Origin of the sequence: Bowdeniella nasicola, from assembly GCF_900107735.1 — a bacterium.
Classification (GTDB): Bacteria; Actinomycetota; Actinomycetes; order Actinomycetales; family Actinomycetaceae; genus Bowdeniella; species Bowdeniella massiliensis.
The window spans coordinates 45,707-61,684 of record NZ_FNQV01000013.1 but is presented as its reverse complement, the minus strand read 5'-3'; the positions used below and the strand labels follow the sequence as shown (position 1 = coordinate 61,684).

At 64.7% G+C, this 15,978-nt stretch carries 15 protein-coding genes; 8 read left to right on the top strand and 7 right to left on the bottom strand.

Annotation, left to right across the window (positions count from 1 at the left end; all coding sequences use genetic code 11):
- Window positions 1-41 precede the first annotated feature (41 nt).
- Complete coding sequence (locus BLU67_RS10030; RefSeq protein WP_222842467.1) at window positions 42-494, bottom strand: nucleoside deaminase; 453 nt, start codon at window positions 492-494, stop codon at window positions 42-44.
- A gap of 146 nt (window positions 495-640) precedes the next feature.
- Between BLU67_RS10030 and BLU67_RS10025 the strand changes: the two genes are divergently transcribed.
- The 6 genes from BLU67_RS10025 to BLU67_RS10000 all read left to right on the top strand — a co-directional run bounded on the left by BLU67_RS10025 (window position 641) and on the right by BLU67_RS10000 (window position 6,569).
- Entirely contained in the window at window positions 641-1,330 is a 690-nt protein-coding gene (locus BLU67_RS10025) for a FadR/GntR family transcriptional regulator (RefSeq protein WP_092565538.1), read from the top strand.
- Complete coding sequence (locus tag BLU67_RS10020; RefSeq protein ID WP_176780777.1) at window positions 1,311-2,189, top strand: dihydrodipicolinate synthase family protein; 879 nt, start codon at window positions 1,311-1,313, stop codon at window positions 2,187-2,189. Before BLU67_RS10025 ends, BLU67_RS10020 begins: the two co-directional genes overlap by 20 nt.
- A gap of 29 nt (window positions 2,190-2,218) precedes the next feature.
- On the top strand, window positions 2,219-3,544 hold the full coding sequence (locus BLU67_RS10015; RefSeq protein WP_092565534.1) for an ABC transporter substrate-binding protein: 1,326 nt from the start codon (window positions 2,219-2,221) through the stop codon (window positions 3,542-3,544).
- 28 nt (window positions 3,545-3,572) lie between these two features.
- Window positions 3,573-4,520, top strand: coding sequence for a carbohydrate ABC transporter permease (locus tag BLU67_RS10010; RefSeq protein ID WP_092565532.1), 948 nt, complete (start codon window positions 3,573-3,575; stop codon window positions 4,518-4,520).
- Window positions 4,513-5,367, top strand: coding sequence for a carbohydrate ABC transporter permease (locus tag BLU67_RS10005; protein WP_176780776.1), 855 nt, complete (start codon window positions 4,513-4,515; stop codon window positions 5,365-5,367). The genes BLU67_RS10010 and BLU67_RS10005 overlap by 8 nt, the downstream gene beginning before the upstream one ends.
- Window positions 5,368-5,435: 68 nt before the next feature.
- A complete protein-coding gene (locus tag BLU67_RS10000) occupies window positions 5,436-6,569 on the top strand; it encodes a hypothetical protein (protein ID WP_143027400.1) in 1,134 nt (377 codons plus the stop codon).
- Between the two features lie 4 nt (window positions 6,570-6,573).
- Here BLU67_RS10000 and BLU67_RS09995 read toward each other — a convergent pair whose 3' ends face one another.
- On the bottom strand, window positions 6,574-7,500 hold the full coding sequence (locus tag BLU67_RS09995) for a LysR family transcriptional regulator (RefSeq protein WP_092565526.1): 927 nt from the start codon (window positions 7,498-7,500) through the stop codon (window positions 6,574-6,576).
- Window positions 7,501-7,572: 72 nt separating this feature from the next.
- Here BLU67_RS09995 and BLU67_RS09990 point away from each other — a divergent pair, with 72 nt between their 5' ends.
- Together BLU67_RS09990 and BLU67_RS09985 are read left to right on the top strand one after the other, a co-directional pair.
- Entirely contained in the window at window positions 7,573-7,935 is a 363-nt protein-coding gene (locus BLU67_RS09990) for a CBU_0592 family membrane protein (protein WP_143027399.1), read from the top strand.
- Window positions 7,936-8,036: 101 nt separating this feature from the next.
- Window positions 8,037-8,222 (top strand): hypothetical protein, encoded by a 186-nt coding sequence (locus BLU67_RS09985; protein ID WP_092565522.1) that lies wholly within the window; start codon window positions 8,037-8,039, stop codon window positions 8,220-8,222.
- A gap of 86 nt (window positions 8,223-8,308) precedes the next feature.
- Here the strand turns inward: BLU67_RS09985 and trxA are convergent, their stop codons facing one another.
- The 5 genes from trxA to BLU67_RS09960 form a co-directional block, all read right to left on the bottom strand.
- On the bottom strand, window positions 8,309-8,632 hold the full coding sequence (gene trxA, locus BLU67_RS09980) for a thioredoxin (protein ID WP_092565520.1): 324 nt from the start codon (window positions 8,630-8,632) through the stop codon (window positions 8,309-8,311).
- 14 nt (window positions 8,633-8,646) lie between these two features.
- On the bottom strand, window positions 8,647-9,621 hold the full coding sequence (trxB, locus tag BLU67_RS09975) for a thioredoxin-disulfide reductase (protein WP_092565518.1): 975 nt from the start codon (window positions 9,619-9,621) through the stop codon (window positions 8,647-8,649).
- 73 nt (window positions 9,622-9,694) lie between these two features.
- Window positions 9,695-13,504 (bottom strand): lipid II flippase MurJ, encoded by a 3,810-nt coding sequence (locus tag BLU67_RS09970; protein WP_092565516.1) that lies wholly within the window; start codon window positions 13,502-13,504, stop codon window positions 9,695-9,697.
- Window positions 13,504-15,423: a DUF6049 family protein gene (locus BLU67_RS09965; protein WP_092565514.1), complete on the bottom strand. Its 1,920-nt coding sequence runs from the start codon at window positions 15,421-15,423 to the stop codon at window positions 13,504-13,506. The genes BLU67_RS09970 and BLU67_RS09965 overlap by 1 nt, the downstream gene beginning before the upstream one ends.
- Window positions 15,420-15,938: an NUDIX hydrolase gene (locus BLU67_RS09960; protein WP_092565512.1), complete on the bottom strand. Its 519-nt coding sequence runs from the start codon at window positions 15,936-15,938 to the stop codon at window positions 15,420-15,422. Before BLU67_RS09960 ends, BLU67_RS09965 begins: the two co-directional genes overlap by 4 nt.
- Between the last annotated feature and the right edge of the window lie 40 nt (window positions 15,939-15,978).

Genomic DNA, 15,978 nt, shown 5'->3' with positions numbered 1-15,978 from the left:
AGCGCGAGGTGCGCTCTACGGCTTAGTCTGCCACTTCTTTGCTAGGACCCGGCTTTGCGCCACAATTCGTCGCACTCGGCGCGGCCGGGAACGTGGACCTCGATGATGGCGGAATCGTCGCGCCCGGCGAGGTAGTCGCGGACGTGCACATCGGAGTAGCCGCGCTCGTGGGCGAGTGCGGCGGGCGTCGCGTAGTAGACCGTCGGGATGCCTGCCCAGATCATGGCGGCGGTGCACATGGGGCACGGCTGGCCGGTGGCGTACACGACGCAGTCGGATAGATCGAGCGTGCCGAGCTTCTTCGCTCCTTCACGCACCGCGAGCAGCTCGGCGTGCGCCGTCGGGTCGGTGTCGGCGGCCATCGAGTTGGCGCATGCGACGACGATCTCGCCATTTCTTACGAGCGCCGCTCCAAACGGCTGGTCAGATCCGGCGGCGAGGGCCTCGCGCGTGACGTCGGCGGCGGCGCGAAAGAAGCGGCCGTGGTCGCTCATAGAGACTCCTTTAGATCCAAGGCTTGTTCCGACCATACCTCTAGCGAGCAATGCGCGAGCAGTAAAACCCTGATGGTTAAAAGGGTCTTTCACACCTATCAGATATCTGATAGGCTGACGGCAAGAACGTCCACGAAGGAGTGTCCATGAGACCTACACTCAGAGCCGAGATCGATCACAACATTCGCCAGCTCATCCGCGATAAGGAGCTCCTGCCAGGCGATCCGCTCCCGTCGGAATCTGAACTCGCGGCAATGTTTAAGGTGTCTAAGCCGACGGTGAGAGAGTCGGTACGACGGCTCGAAGTTCTCGGGCACGTTCAGGTGCGGCGTGGCGTGGGACTACAAGTAGGGGATTTCGACTTCCGGCATGTCGTCGACTCACTGCCCTATGAGTACCTCACGACCGGCGATGTCCTGCTCGATCTCCTCGAGGTTCGCGCCGTACTGGAGGAGGGCTTCTTACGTCGTGCGTTGAACCAGTATCAACCGATCCACTTCGCACGGCTACAGCGCATCGTGGAGCGAATGGAAAAGGAATCCCAGATCGGAGAGATCAACGCTAATACTGATCGGGAGTTCCACCTCGCGCTGTACGAACCGCTAAAGAACTCCATGGTGGAGCAGGTCATCGAGACTTTCTGGGCGCTGTTCGAGAATGCCCGCTCGGCGCTCGCGCTGACGGTCAATGTGCGAAGCGTGGATGACCACCGTCGGATCCTCGAAGAGATTGTCGCAGGCCGCGAGGATGCTGCAGTGAAGGCACTCCACTCGCACTTCCAACCGGCTTTCCAGGATATTCGCGCGGAGGTGGAACGTGTTCAAAGCGCACAGTAACGCCATCCCGGCGCTCGTCACCGCCTTTGATGACTCGGGTGGTTACGCTCCCGAACTCCAGAAGGACCTGGTCAACCTGCTCAACACGCAAGGTGCAGACGGGTACTTTGTCGCCGGAACTTCGGGCGAGTGCTACCACCTTTCACTGTCCGAGAAGCGATCGCTCTGCCAGGATGTCGCCGAGCTCGCAGGCGGCAGGCAAGTCGTCCTGCACGTCTCGTCGGCTGATCCGCGCGAGACTCAGGCGCTCACCCGCGAAGCGGATATTCTCGGCGCGACTGCGATTGCCGTTGGTGCCCCGCCGTATTTCGTCTACGACGAGAAGCAAATGTGGGATTACTTGGTGAGCCTGAAGAACCTCACCCAGCTGCCGGTCTTCTATTACTTCATCCCATCGCTCGGGGGACCACTGCTGCCGCACCAATTCTTGGAGCGGGCCTTTGATGAGGGGATTGTGCAGGGCGTGAAGTACAGCGACACTGATCTTCTGACCATGTCGCGGCTCATCGCCGCCCGCCCGAGCTTCAAGGTTTTCGTGGGCTCAGACGACTTGGTTCTTGCTGGCTGTGCGATGGGAGCCGTGGGTGCGGTGGGCTCAGGCTTCAACGTCGCCCTGCCGCTCGTGGTCTCACTTTTTGATGCGTTGGATGACGGAGATCTTGACCGCGCCCGCGCAGCCCAGCAACGCTTGTGCAAACTCACGACCCTCATGGAGGGCTTCGAGTTCATCACTTTTCTTAAAGCTCTGCTCCGTCATCAGGGCCTCAATGTCGGGCAAGCTCGACCCCCTATACGAACAACGCCGCCGGATGCATCCGTTCTGACGGCCGCATCCGCACTCATCACCGACTCGATTTAAGCTCGATCCCACTCAACGAGGAGAATGACATGAAGCAGACATCGGGACGTCAGTTCCCCGACATGGACCGGCGATCACTCTTAAAGTTCACGGGCGCTCTCGGAGCAATGGCAGCGTTGGCTGCCTGCACGCCCAAGGAAAGTGACTCGACGGATACCACCGGCTCGCAGACGGCGAAGCTGGAATTCCTGTGGCCCGGCACCTCCGATCCGGAAACTGCCGTCGCCAATGACTTCAAGACGACGATTGCCGATAAAGGCATCGATCTCGAATACAACTTCCTGTCCTGGGCCGACATGCAAAAGCAGATTTCGGTTCGCGTCCAGGCGCAGGATCCGCCCGACTTGACGATGACGCAAGATGTCTCCGACTGGGTTCGCATGGGCGCCCTGGCTGATTTGAGCGACCGATTCGGTTCGCTCAATATCGACCGAGGCCAGTTCCGCCCGGGCAGCCTCGAGTACTCCGAGATCGACGGCAAGCTCTATGCGCTGCCCTACTCCGCACAGTCGTGGACGCTCGTCGTCAACGAGGAACTCCTCGGCCAGGCGGGCATCGATATCGCCTCGCTGGAAACGTATGCCGGTATGCAAGAGGCGGCGGAAAAGCTCACCGGGGATGGCAAGTATGGCTTTTGCATCCCGATGCAAAATCCGCGCTTCTCCTTCCGAACCTTCGCCACGGCCGCGTACGCCAACGGCTTCCAGCCGGGCGACTACGAGAATCCCGATGTCGCGAAGTGGGTGGAGACCCTCGAACACCTCAAGGCCTTCAATGATCTACGGCCGCCGGCCGACAAGGCCTGGGCGTATCCCGAAATGTTCCGCGCCTTTGCCAATGGCGAGGTCGCAATGGTGGCGGCCGGTTCGTTCTTCACCGCCAACGTCTACGAGCTCAACCCGGAGATCGTTGGCAAGAGTGTCCAGCTGGCCTACCCCAAGGGACCCCAGGGCAGCGACAAGCGCGTGCCCATCTCGAACGCCGGATTCGCCGCCTTTGCCGGCAGCAAGAACATCGATAAGGGGTGGGAGGCGCTCAGCCAGTTGATGGACAAGGAGTGGATGGCTCGACTGACGGCCGTCGCTCACGCTCCCGCGCTCACGTCCGTGACAACCGAGGACCTCAAGCCGTGGGTCGAAAAGTACTATCCCAAGGCGGTTGAGGGTCACCTCAAGCAGTGTGAGAGCCAAGCCAAGATCGCCGACGACAACGGGGTGGAACTGCAAAAGATCGCCGGGCAGCCGGCTATCGAGCCCGAGTTCCAGCAGATCTTCTCCGAATACCTGGCTGGATCGATGAGCGCTGAAGACACGGTGACTCGGATGAGTGAACGCTTCGCCGCGGTAGCCCAGTAGGAAGCAGGAGAGCCTAGGAGGGCACAACATGGTACGCGCATCCGTTGCGACCAGGGCCTCGCAGCGCAGCAGATCGGAAAAAATTCGATGGTGGTATAACTCCACCGGGTTCTGGCTGCTGCTCATGGCGCCGGTTCTCTTGGTACTGGCGGTGCTCCAGTTCTACCCGTTCTTGGACACCATCCGGTTGGGGTTCACCGACGCGAGCGCGACCCCCGGGACCGGCTCGTTTATTGGACTCGAGAACTTCCGGTTCCTCACTACCGATGACCCGCACTTTTGGCTCATCGTGCGCAACTCCTTCGTCTGGGTGATTGCCTCGGTCATCCTGCAACTGGTGATCGGGACGCTGTCAGCTCTCGTGTTGAACATGAACCTCCGGTTCCGCTACCTGTGGCGTGGCCTCCTCATGGTCCCGTGGGTGACGCCGACCGTTGTCGTCGGACTCATCTGGCGGTGGATCTTTGAAGGGTCGCAGGGCGGATTAGCGAACTACACGTTGGAAACGCTGGGCGTCATCGACGATCCGATCGTCTATTTGGCGTCGAATTTCTGGGTGTGGCCAGTCCTGCTGCTGGCCTCGACATGGAAAGGCGTGCCCTTCGTGGCGCTCCTTGTGCTCGCCTCCCTGCAGGGCGTCTCCGATGATCTGCACGAGGCGGCAAAGGTCGATGGCGCTAACCGGTGGCAGCGATTTTGGGCGGTGACGATTCCCCACCTTCGTCCCACGCTATTTGCCGTCGGAATGATCTCCCTGGTGACGACGTGGTTCAAGTTTGAGCTTATCTGGGCGCTGACCAAGGGCGGGCCAGGATATGCGACGTCCATTCTTCCGACCTACGTCTATACCTGGGCATTCGAGCGCTTCAAGTACGGAACGGCGGGCGCCGTGGCAACGCTCGCGATGATAATCATTTTGGCTGCGGCGGGCCTGTACGCCTGGCTGCTACGAGAAAAGGATGAGCAGCATGCGTAAAAAGTCCCTGTGGGCAGTCCTTCGTTCGTGGCTCGTGCGATATGGGCTGTTGTTGGTTCTTATGTCCTTCCTGCTGCTACCCGCAGCGTGGATGGCCCTCAGCTCGTTTCGGTCGAATCACGACCTGTTCGGCCCCACGCCGAACCTCGCGCTTACGGGTTTCACCCTCGATAACTATCGGTGGGCGATGCAGCCCGATGGGCTCGCGATGGGACAGCTCCTGCAAAACACGTTTGCGACCAATGCGATGAGCGCCGTGCTGACGACCGCGTTCTGCGCGATCGCTGGCTACGGTTTAGCCCGCTATCGCGGCGGACTTGCCAAGGCCATCATCTTCTTCCTCATCTTGGCTCAAATGATCCAAGGGCCGATGATTATGGTGCCCTGGTACAACATCGCCGCGAGCCTCAACCTCGTCAACACGCGCGAAGTCCTCGTCCTGATCTATCAGACCCTGACGATCCCGGCGGCAGTGTGGCTCATGGCCGGCTTCTATCGGGCTATTCCTCGTGAGCTTGAAGAGGCCGCCGCCGTCGATGGCTCGGGACGGATCAGAACGTTCTTCTCGGTAATCCTGCCGCTGTCGCTGCCCGGTCTGTCTGCGATCGCGCTCTACTCGTTCATCCTTGGGTGGAACGACTACCAGTACGCCCTGATCCTGACGAGCTCGAAGTACTCGAAGACTCTCCAGATCGGGATCGCGCAACAGATGGAGTCCATTGGCGCGACGAATTGGGGCGGCATTCTCGCCGCGGGTACGATCGCCGTCATCCCGGCAGTCATTATCTTTTCGCTCGTCCAAAAAACCCTGATCCAAGGCCTGACAGCAGGAAGCGTCAAAGGCTAAGGCAGCCAGCCTACAGACACGCAGTATGGCCCGAAATCCTGCGCCTTTTGGGGAGCGCTAGGCTGTCGGTGTCACATTCGTTTCTCGTGATTGGTGAACTCCCCGTGGACATCCCTGAACTCGTGTCCGTTGCGATCTCTTCGACCGAACGCCTTGCGCGTGACCTACCCGAAGGACTCACGCCGTACTACTCCAAGGACGGCTCAATGATCGCCGGCTCCTGGCCGGACACGCATCCGATTCCGTGGACTGTCGCGTTTTGGCTCGGCAGACTGCGGGCGATCGAGGAGGTCTCGGGAAGTGACGTCGTGCGGGAGCGTCGGGTGTATGAACAAGAGCGCCTTATTGCCTCGCTGCAATCCGATCTGCAGTACTACAACCACGATCTTGGGTTCATCGGGATTCTCGGTTTCACCGGCAATGAGCAGACGCTGATCGGCGGTGCGGCTGAGGCGCGCGAGATTTGCCGCGAGGGTCTTATGTCGCTCGTGCATGTGCCGAGCGGCATGGTCGATACGCACGGCGGCGACGCCGATGGTGAAGCCAAGGCGATCGTCGACTCGTTCATGAATGTGCCGCTGCTTTTCAGCGGGGAAGCGAGCGAGGAGCAGCGGGCAACGGGGATCGCGCACGAGCGCCGGCTGTGGACGCACCTGCGGGTGCGTCCGGGGCACTGGTTCCAGGGCGGCATGTTCGCGGCCAACGGCGCCTTCGACCGGCCGTTTACTAAGCAGGGCCACGCCCCCGATTCGACCGGCTGGACGCGCGGGCTGTCGTGGGTGACCTACGGCCTGCGGATCGCATTAGCGCAGGGCGTTCATGGCAGCGAGCATGCCGAGATCGATGAAGAGATCAGTGCGCTCGATGACCGGCTGCTTGCGCCCGGAGCATCCTCGCTCGTGCCATGGGATCTGGAAGCAGCGCACACGGAGGCGAAGGACTCCGGGGCGCTCGCGATCGCGCTTGCGGGCGCGATGCAGTTCGGAGGCAGCACGGACCTGCTGGCCGCAAACCTGCAGGCTCTTGAGTCGGCGGGAGCGATTGAAACCGAGGATGAATCCGGCGGCCTGCTGAGCTTGTCGACCTATCACGTCCCGCACAACATCGGTATCGACGCGCACACCACGTGGGGAGATTACTTCTACCTCGAGGCGCTGCTCGCCCCGAGCGGGTTCGTCTCCCCCTACCGTCGGCTCGGCTGACTCGTTACTGGTCGATCGATCCGGCGCCGGGCAGGCCCACGATGGAGGCCGTCTCCACCAGGAGCTGGAGGACGGCTTCATGGGCGGGCTCTAGCCCACCGGCTGCCTCCCGGTGTCGGATCACGAGCTGGCGAACGCCAAGGCCGGGAAGGCGCGTGATCTGGATGCCCTCGGTATCGATGTTGGACACTGCCAAGCGGGGAAGGACCGTCGAACCAAGGCCCGCCCGAATCATGTCGAGGGCGACGTCGTAATCGGCGTAACGGTGGATCGAGATCTCTGGGTCGGGCAGCGCGGACTGAAGGCGCTCGATAGCTTGGGCCGAGGCCGCCGCCGGCTCAACACCGAGCCACGTCGTCGTCGTGAGGTCCGAGATGGAGGAGGGGCGTGCATCTCCGCTCGGTTGGACGAGTAGCCACGGCTCATCGGCGTAGGGAACATCGCGCATGCCGCGCGGCACGACCGCCTGCTTTTCGAAGTCTCGTTCCATGATGAGCAGGTCGACGATGCCCGAGCGCAGCTCGCGCATGCCCTGCTTTTCCACCACTTCCCGAATGGAGACCTGCACGCCCGGGAGCTGATCGCTGACGCGAGGCAAGAGCGGGATAAGGATGTTGCGGATGGCGGTCTGGAAGCCGCCGATGACGACACTACCGGTGACCTGACCAGCCAAGCCGGCCAGCGATCGGGAGGCCTTGAACGACTCGGTTTCGATCGTTTCGGCGAGATCCGCAAGGATTCGACCCGCCGGAGTCAGGATGGACCCGTGGGGCGTACGCTCGATGACGGCGACGCCAACCTCCCGCTCGAGCTGCTGAATTTGCTGCGAGACTGCAGACGGTGACATGTGAAGCGAATCGGCCGCGGAGACCACGCCACCGTCGCGGTGGATGGCCAGCAGTATGCCGAGACGACGTGAGTTCAGGTCCATGAAGTAAAACTGTACAGCATGTACAGATAGCTTCAATTGATTCGAACCACTGCGAGTGCCACCATAGGCGTCGTGAACGAATTCTTGGTTGCAGCAATTGGTGCACTGGGGTGGGTCGGATGTCTCATGTGCCTCACGGGATACTTTCTCGTCTCCTCGCGTCGCATCATGGGGGACTCTCTGCGCTACCACGCCCTCAACATGGGCGGGGCAAGCCTGTTGGCTATGGCCTGCGTCACCACGGGCGCATGGCCGTCGTTCTTCTCGAATTTCATCTTCATCATCATCGGCTCGTGGGTGGTGTTCACCACAAAGCGCGCCTACGTCCGAGCGAAAATCGACGCTGCCATCAAGCGAGGTTCAAATCCTGAGACAAACTGGGCTCCGCGTCCCAATGAATCGTCAAGTGTCCTTGAACTTGCCGCTATGAAGTAAAACTTCACCGGCATTGCAGATAACTTTGATTGAACCTAATTCGGACAACTGAGACACTTGTACCGAAGGGGAAGACATCAAGCAGGGAAGGAAACACAATCGTGATCGTTGTTGCCGCCATCGTCTTTGTTGCGATTGCTGCGTGGGCCATCATGGCCTCGATCCGTGTGGACCTTAACTCGCGCGTGGAGGAGTCCTACGTCGAGCGTCTGGTTCATGGGGATCTGGAAGCCGCTTGCCGGAGCGCGGAGTACGCGCTGCAGGCTCGCGAGCAGCTGGTTCGCTAGCGCGCCATCGCCTTTCGTATGCCAGCGCACAAAGGAGCCGCGACCACATCTGGTCGCGGCTCCTGTGGTCGGTAGGGGATTAGCCCTTAGAGGTGCGGATCGATTTCCTTCAGCAGGTCCTTCTTCGGGCGGCCACCAATTACCTGGGCGACGGCGCGGCCTTCCTTGAACAGGATGAACGTCGGGATCGAGACGATGCCGTAGTTGCCAGCGGTCTCGGGGTTGGCGTCGGTGTCGAGCTTGACGACCTTGAGGGCCTCACCCTTCTCGTTCGCGATCTCGTCGATGATGGGAGCCATCATGCGGCAGGGCGGGCACCAGGTGGCCCAGAAGTCGACGAGGACGGGCTTGCTGGACTGCAGGACCTCCTCGGTGAAGTTCTTGTCGGTGACATCTGCAACGTTGCTCATTTTTCCTCCAGGTTCTAGTTCCACGATTCGGTGAGCTGTTCATCGACCGGGGAATCGGAGAGGTCGACGAGGTAGCGCTCGGCATCCAGGGCGGCCGCGCAACCGGTTCCGGCTGCGGTGATCGCCTGGCGGTAGGTGTGGTCCACGACGTCGCCGCAAGCGAAGACGCCGGGGATGTTGGTGCGGGTGGACGGGGAGTCGACGAGGATGTAGCCCTCGTCATCGACGTCCACCTGACCGGTAACGATTCCGGTGCGGGGTTCGTGGCCGATGGCAATGAACATGCCGGAGGCCTCGATGGTGCGCTCTTCGCCCGTAACAGTGTCCTTGACGACGAGGCCTTCCATCATGTTCTCGCCGACGACGCGCACCGGAGTGGAGTTCCAGGCGAATTCGATCTTGGGATCGTTCATCGCGCGGTCGGCCATGATCTTGGAGGCGCGCAGTTCGTCGCGGCGGTGCACGACGGTGACCTTAGAGGCAAACCGGGTGAGGAAGGTGGCTTCCTGCATCGCTGAGTCGCCGCCGCCGATGACGATGATGGGCTTATCGCGGAAGAAGAAGCCGTCGCAGGTGGCACACCAGGACACGCCCTTGCCGGACAGCGCTTCTTCTCCCTCGATACCGAGCTTCTTGTATTCCGAGCCGAGCGCGAGGATGACGGCGCGGCCGGCGAAGGTCTCATCGTCGTCGTTGGTCACAGTCTTGATGTCGCCGGTCAGGTCCACGGCGGTGATGTCCTCAAAGCGGATCTGCGCGCCGAAACGCTCGGCCTGGGTGCGCATCTGCTCCATGAGGTCCGGGCCTTGGACACCGTCGGGGAATCCGGGGAAGTTCTCGACCTCCGTCGTCGTCATGAGGGCGCCTCCGGCACTAATAGCGCCGGCGAAGACGACGGGCTTGAGGCCCGCGCGCGCGGCGTAGATGGCGGCGGTGTAGCCCGCCGGGCCGGAGCCGACGACGATGACATCGTATGGGGTGTCGGTCATGAATTCCTCTTCTCTTTCAGTCAGCGACTCGTCTAGGGTAACGGTAATGCCCCCTGGGGTATTCCCGTGGCTGTTATTCGAGGGAGATTTCTGCGAGTTCCACACGGTTCTTGCCATCGGATGCCGCCGTCGGCAACGAGGTGAACCACAGGATGATCGTGTCAGTTTCGACCGGGTCGAAACTGATCTTCGTCGATTCTGTCATGTCCGCTTCGGCGATGACAGCTCCGCCAACCGGGTCGCCGGCGTCGGTCTTGACCTGGACGTGGCCGCCCGAGCCGTGCAGCGTGAGCGTGAGGCCAGCGACCTGAGTCTTCTCGGCGAGCGTCAGCTGCAGGCCGATGCCGGATTTCATGCCGTAGGCGGGATTGCGGTAGGAGCGCGAGCGCCAGTAGCTGGCCGGATCGCCGTCGAAGGCGCGAGGCGTGAGGTCCTGGTTCTCGGCTCCATCGCCCTCCGGATCGAGGACGGTGATGGCGGAGATCGTCGGGGGCACCGCGGGTGCTTCCGTCGTCTCCTCAGGGGTCGGGGAGGCCGTTTCTTCCGGCGTGGGCGAGGCCTCGTCGGTCGGCTGGGCGGCGGTCGTCGTGGGCGCCGGGGGCGGGCTCACCGTGCCCGGGCTGCGCAGGTTGGACAGCGCCAGGATGAGTACGAGGACGAGCAGACCCGCAAAGACCGTGAGAATGAGCGGGCTCGGATCGATCCGGCGGCGCGAAAGCGGGGTGGAAGCGTCGTACTTCTCGACTTCGCCCGGCAGGTTGATCGAGTGCTTGGCGGCGAAGCCATCGAGCTTGGTGACGAGGCCCTCGATGCGCATCGTCGTGACGTCGGCCTGGCGGCGGGAGGCTTGGCGCGCCTTATCCGCGGCGATACGCGCCTTCTCGGCCGCTTCCAGCGCCTTGGCGGTCGCGGCATCGGCGCTCGCGCCCGAGAGGATCGCGTCCTTGGTCTTGCCCGCGGCTTCCAGGCGCCGGCGGCGGCGCTCCTCGCGCGTGATGGTGCCGTCATCGCCCGGGCGCTGCGCGCGCGTGATCGGCGGCGGGACCGGCATCGGGGCCGGGTCGGAATGCTCCTCGGCTGCGGGCGGGGCCGGGGGAACGTCGGCCGGGATCTCCTCGGTCACCGGGTCGGTCGCCGGCGCGTCCTCGGCCAGCGGTTCGTCGCTGGGGGACTCCTCGACGGGAGGCTCCTCGGACGCGGCGGCCCGCTCGCCCTTGCCGGCCGCGTGGGACGGCGGCGCGGGGGCGATCTCGGAGGAATCGAGGTTCAAAATCTCGGTGAAGTCGGGACCCGGATCCGGGTCCGCGAGGCTCGACTCGGCGAACGTCGGTCGCCACTGCAGCGGCGGCGCCGGGGGCGCGGCCGGGATATCGGGATTCGGCGGTGGCGGAGTCTGCCGTACACGCATCCAGACGGGAGCGCCCGCGTGGCGATTGATGGCGAGGGCATCGAGCGCGGAATCGAAATCGAAAGTCGTCCACCCGGCGAGCGCGGCGGCGACGTCGGCGGCGGAGCGGGACTCGGCGAGCGATTGGGAGCCCGCCTCGCCGCTGAGCTCGGTGTAAAGCTCGTGCAGCGCGGCGGCGTCCTGCTCGGAGGCGAGCAGCGAGCGCTCGACCGCGTCGCCCTCGTCGTCGAATTCCACGAGCGCGCCGTCGATGCCGAGGCCGACGATGACGAGGTCGCCCGCGGGCGTAAAGCGCACATGGGCGGGGCTGAGGGCAAGGTGGTGAACACCGCGGGTGCGGGCGCCATCGAGCGCTCTCGCGACCTGGGCGACGATCGCTTGCGCCTCGCCCGGGCGCAGCTGGGCGCCGGCAAGGCTCGTCTCGGGCAGCGGCTCGGTCACGACGTAGGCGCGGTTGGTCTCCTCGTCGGTCGCGACGTCGGTGATGGCCGGGAAGGGGTCGTCGTCGATGAGGTAGGCGCGGCGCGCCGAATCGATGATCGGGGCCGGGTCGGCATCCGCGCGCGACACGAAGATCGCGACGGGACGCTCCAGGACGGTATCGGTGCCGAGGTACCAGGAACCGGCGTGGCTGGCGGGGATCGAGGTGGCCTCATCCACCCGGTAGCGCCCACCGACGACGTGGCCCGTCACGGCCTCCTGGTTTGTCACGTCCGGTCCATCCTTAGTCGTTGAAATACTCCCCTTACCAGTATTGTCCACGATGCCGCGGCCAGCACGCGCGGATCCTGGAACGTGGACGGGAATTCTCGGCCCGATAATGGGGACGCGGCGCCCGACTTTCAAGGCGAGCCGAATGACTTGCGACAGCAGCCGGTTGATGTCTTCGACGCCGAGCAGGCGCGCGATGGCGATGTAGACAACAGCCATGATCGAGCCGAGCAGCGCGACGAGGAAGACGGAGTGCGTGAAGGATCTGGCCGCAGACGTCTCACCCGGCATGCCGAGGAAGCGCAGGCCGGCGAGCGCGACGAGTCCGGCGGCGCCTGCTGCGATCGCGAGGCGCAGCGCGACTCCGAGGATTGCTCCGTGATCGACGCTCGGCAGCTTGCGACCGAGTTTTACGTAGCCGATCGCGGCGCCGAGCAGCATCGAGACCGCTGTTGAGCCCGCGGCGATAGGCACCCAGTACAGCGGGGGCGCGAGCAGCCAGCCGAGCAGCGAGATCGCGATCTGCGCGATCGCCATCGGGATCTGGATGAAGAACTGGGTGCGCGCATCTTCGTAGGCGAAAAATGCGCGCTGCACGACGGACCACGCCCCCTGGAAGGGGATGCCGAGGGCGAGTGGCAGCAGGACGAGGGCGACGTTGCGCGCCTCATCGGCGGTAACGGACGGCAGCACGACGTGCGCCGTTGGGATGGCGAGCACGGCGAGGGCGACCGCGGCAAACATCGTGAACGTCGCGGTGATGCGCAGCGCGAGGCCGAAGTCGGCGGCGACGCCGGCGTGGTTGCCGGCCGCGGCCTTGTCGCTCATGCGCGGGAAGAGCGCGGTAATGAGGGAGGTCGTGAACAGCGACTGCGGCAGCATATAGATGAGGAACGCATTGTTATACGTCTGGTTCGCCGGCAGCAGGATGTCGCTCGTGGCCGCGGCACCATTGGCGGCGGCCGCCACGTTGGTGACCGCGAGGAAGCCGAGCTGGCCGACGGCGAGCCCCGCAAAGGACCACATCGCCATCCGGGAGGCGCCGCCCAGGCCCGCCACTCCGAGGCGCCAGCGGAAGCTAAAGCCCGTCTTTTTCAGCGCGATGATGAGCACGCCCGCCTGCACGGCGACGCCGAGGGTCGCGAAGCCGGCGAGCAGGGCGATCCGGCCGCCGGTCCAATCGGCGGGGTTTGCGCCCGAGCCGTCGCGGGCGAAGCCAAAGATCCACAGGTAGATGACCAGGCCGATGATCGCGACGATATTGTTGGCGACGGGCGCCCACATGTAGGGCCCGAAAGAGCCCTTGGCGTTGAGCACCTGGCCGAGCAGCGTGTAGACGCCGTAGAAAAAGATTTGGGGCAGACACCAGATCGCGAATGCGATCGCCAGGTCGAACCAGGCCGGATCGAGCTGGGAGGCGTATAGCGTCACGATGATCGAGCTGCCGATCGTCGCGATAAACGTGAGCACGAACAGCCCAAGGCCGGCGACGGTCAGCAGCCGGTTGACGTATTCGTCGCCGTCCTTGCGGCGCAGCGCCCGCACGACCTGCGGCACGAGCACGGCGTTGAGGACGCCGCCGGCCAGCAGGTTGTAGATGATGTTTGGCAGCGTGTTGGCCACCGCAAACGGGTCGGCCTGGCCGGCGCTCGCGCCGATCGCTGCCACGAGCAGCGCGTTGCGCAGCAGACCAAGGATCCGCGAGACGAGCGTCCCGGAGAACATGAGGGCGGAGGAGCCTGCAAGGCCTCGCTCTCGTACCATTACTTCTCCTTGAGGCTCGGCGCCGTATCCGCGGGCGGCACGTGCCCGCGGCCTCGCACGCCGCGTTGACGATTTCGGGCGATGGTCCGGATGATACCGCCGACGACGAGCAGCGCGAGCGCCGCCGCGGCGATCGCCGTGCCCACATTCTCCCAATCGGCGCGCACGCGCACGTCGAAGGGCGCCGAGGAGGCGATTTCCTGGCCGTCGGCGCTCATGACGCGCACCCGCACCTTTAAGTCGCCCGATCCTACGGCGTTGACCGGCATCGCGACGGTCGTGCGCGCGCCGGGCGTCAGCGTCGCCTCGACGACGCCCGGAGTTTGCAGACGCGGATCCTGGGCGACGAGATCGACGACGACGTCGGCGGGGGCGCTGAGCGCCGAGTTGATGTGGATGGGTATATCCGGCTGATCGGAAATGAGCAGCAGCGAGGAGGCCGTCTCCACCGTGATTGCGCCCGCGAGCGAGGCCGCGCGCTGCTCGATCGCATCGAGCACGCGCATGCGCTCCCCGCGCGATTCGGCGAGCGCGGTTGACCACAGGTGGCGCTCGGCGATCCGCAGGTCGCTCACGAGGCTCTCGCCGTTGCTCGTCGTGCTCGCGATCGCCGAGGCCCGCGCGATCGCCTCGCTCGCGCGCTGGTTGATCGCGGTTTCTGGCGTGGCGGGCGACTGCTCGGCGACCGCCCACGTGGCGGGGCGCTGGCCGTCGGTCTGCACAAAGGCGCCATCGGCAACGGGCGGCACCGTGCCGGGCATCGTAAACGGCGCGCCGGTCAGCGCCGCGACGGCGGCCGCGGCGGCCTCAGCATCCACGTCACGCGGCAGCGCGAGGACGAAGGTGCGCGGATCGTTCGGGCGCTCGCGGATGGTGGCGGCGGCGTGCGCGAGCAGCGCCTGGCGGTGGGCGATCGGCTCATCGCGCGCGGCCAGGTGGGCGCTCATCTTCGTGTCGATGACGAGCGCGGGCGCGCCGGAGACCGTCGCGATGCCCGAGGGCGTGTAATACGTCGCGGCCGGCTTGCGCACCTGGTCATCGCGCACGACGAGCACGGCGTCCTTGGGCCGCAGCGCGAGCGCCTCCTTGCTTACCTCCCTCGGCCACCACAGCAGCGGCAGCGAGGACGGGGCCGCGCGCAGCGATTCGGCCAGGCGCGCCCGCCCGGCATCGAAGCTCGCGAGCGCCGAGATGTCCGGGTCGCCCGCGGGCAGCGTCAGCATGGGGGTCGCCTCCAGGCCGCGCAGCGCGGGATCACCCACGAGCGTCACGCCGGCCGAAGCGAGCGTGGCGATCGCGGTCTTGCGTTCGGGCGTGGCCGCATCGCTCATCGGATCGGCGAGGATGTCGCGGCTGGAGGCGCTCGCGGTGCCAAGGATGAGGAAGTTCGATGCCGGCAGCGAGGTATCGGGCCAGTTGACGACGTAGGAGCGGGCGATGCCCGCCTCGGGCGGCGCCGCGCTGCCCGCATCGCCTGCACCATCGCTGAGGCCCGCGGCGGCCACTCGCACGAGGATGCCGCGCGGCCCGCGCGAGATCGTCGGCAGGTCCTCTTTGGGCACCGTCAGGCTCGCCTCGGCGCTCGCGCCCGCACCAAGCTCATTCAGGGTCGTCGTCGTGAGCGGTGTGGACGAATTATCGTCGCGCCCGCTGAGCCAATCATCGAGGCGCTCGCGGGCGACGGGCGTCCACGTCTGCAGCCGCACCTCCGCCACGGGTTCGGGGATCGGCGTCGAGCTCTCATTGGTCACCCGCACGCGCAGCGTGATGTCGCTCGGGCCGGCGAGCACTGCGGGCGCCTGGTCGATGATCTCGACGCGGATGCCGCCAGCCGCGCTCGCGTCGGGCACGGCGGGCAGCCACGCCGCCGCGAGGGCGCACAGCAGGGCGAGAATGGAAACGAGCCGGGCGCGGCTCATGCGCGGCCTATCAGCACATCCCGCGCGGTGGCGATCACGCGCCGCTCGTTGGGGTAGGCGAGCCGGCTTGCCGCCTCCTCCAGGGTTAGCCACGCGACGTCCTCCGCCTCCTGATCCGGATCATTGTCGACGGTGAGATAGCCGCCGATCGCTTCCAGAAGATAATGATGGACTACTTTATGGACTCGACGATGATCGCCCGCGAACCAGTAGTCAATCGTGGCGAGGTGGCGCAATACTCGGGACTTGATCCCCGTCTCCTCATAGATCTCCCGCACCGCGGCCTCGGGGGCCGTCTCGGCCCCTTCTAAGTGGCCCTTGGGCAAACACCACTCGAGCCGTCCACCGCGGTTGCGCCGCGCAATGACGGCGACGTAGGCCCTGCCGCCCACGACGTCGATCGTCACGCCACCGGCCGAGGTTTCGTCGACGGTCGGTAGGATTCTGCGCACAGCGTACGCCCGGCGACGCGGCGGCGCGGGCACGCGGCGGCGAGGACTGGGCGTAACGGACATGCCATCCAGCTTAGTCAAGCCAGCGCCGCGTTGGGCCGTG

What these genes read in the sequence shown, in the direction of transcription:
- BLU67_RS10030 (WP_222842467.1), bottom strand. Translation starts at nt 494, where the DNA reads ATGAGCGACCACGGCCGCTTCTTTCGCGCCGCCGCCGACGTCACGCGC.
- BLU67_RS10025 (WP_092565538.1), top strand. Translation starts at nt 641, where the DNA reads ATGAGACCTACACTCAGAGCCGAGATCGATCACAACATTCGCCAGCTC.
- BLU67_RS10015 (WP_092565534.1), top strand. Translation starts at nt 2,219, where the DNA reads ATGAAGCAGACATCGGGACGTCAGTTCCCCGACATGGACCGGCGATCA.
- BLU67_RS10010 (WP_092565532.1), top strand. Translation starts at nt 3,573, where the DNA reads ATGGTACGCGCATCCGTTGCGACCAGGGCCTCGCAGCGCAGCAGATCG.
- BLU67_RS10005 (WP_176780776.1), top strand. Translation starts at nt 4,513, where the DNA reads ATGCGTAAAAAGTCCCTGTGGGCAGTCCTTCGTTCGTGGCTCGTGCGA.
- BLU67_RS09995 (WP_092565526.1), bottom strand. Translation starts at nt 7,500, where the DNA reads ATGGACCTGAACTCACGTCGTCTCGGCATACTGCTGGCCATCCACCGC.
- trxA (WP_092565520.1), bottom strand. Translation starts at nt 8,632, where the DNA reads ATGAGCAACGTTGCAGATGTCACCGACAAGAACTTCACCGAGGAGGTC.
- trxB (WP_092565518.1), bottom strand. Translation starts at nt 9,621, where the DNA reads ATGACCGACACCCCATACGATGTCATCGTCGTCGGCTCCGGCCCGGCG.
- BLU67_RS09970 (WP_092565516.1), bottom strand. Translation starts at nt 13,504, where the DNA reads ATGGTACGAGAGCGAGGCCTTGCAGGCTCCTCCGCCCTCATGTTCTCC.
- BLU67_RS09965 (WP_092565514.1), bottom strand. Translation starts at nt 15,423, where the DNA reads ATGAGCCGCGCCCGGCTCGTTTCCATTCTCGCCCTGCTGTGCGCCCTC.
- BLU67_RS09960 (WP_092565512.1), bottom strand. Translation starts at nt 15,938, where the DNA reads ATGTCCGTTACGCCCAGTCCTCGCCGCCGCGTGCCCGCGCCGCCGCGT.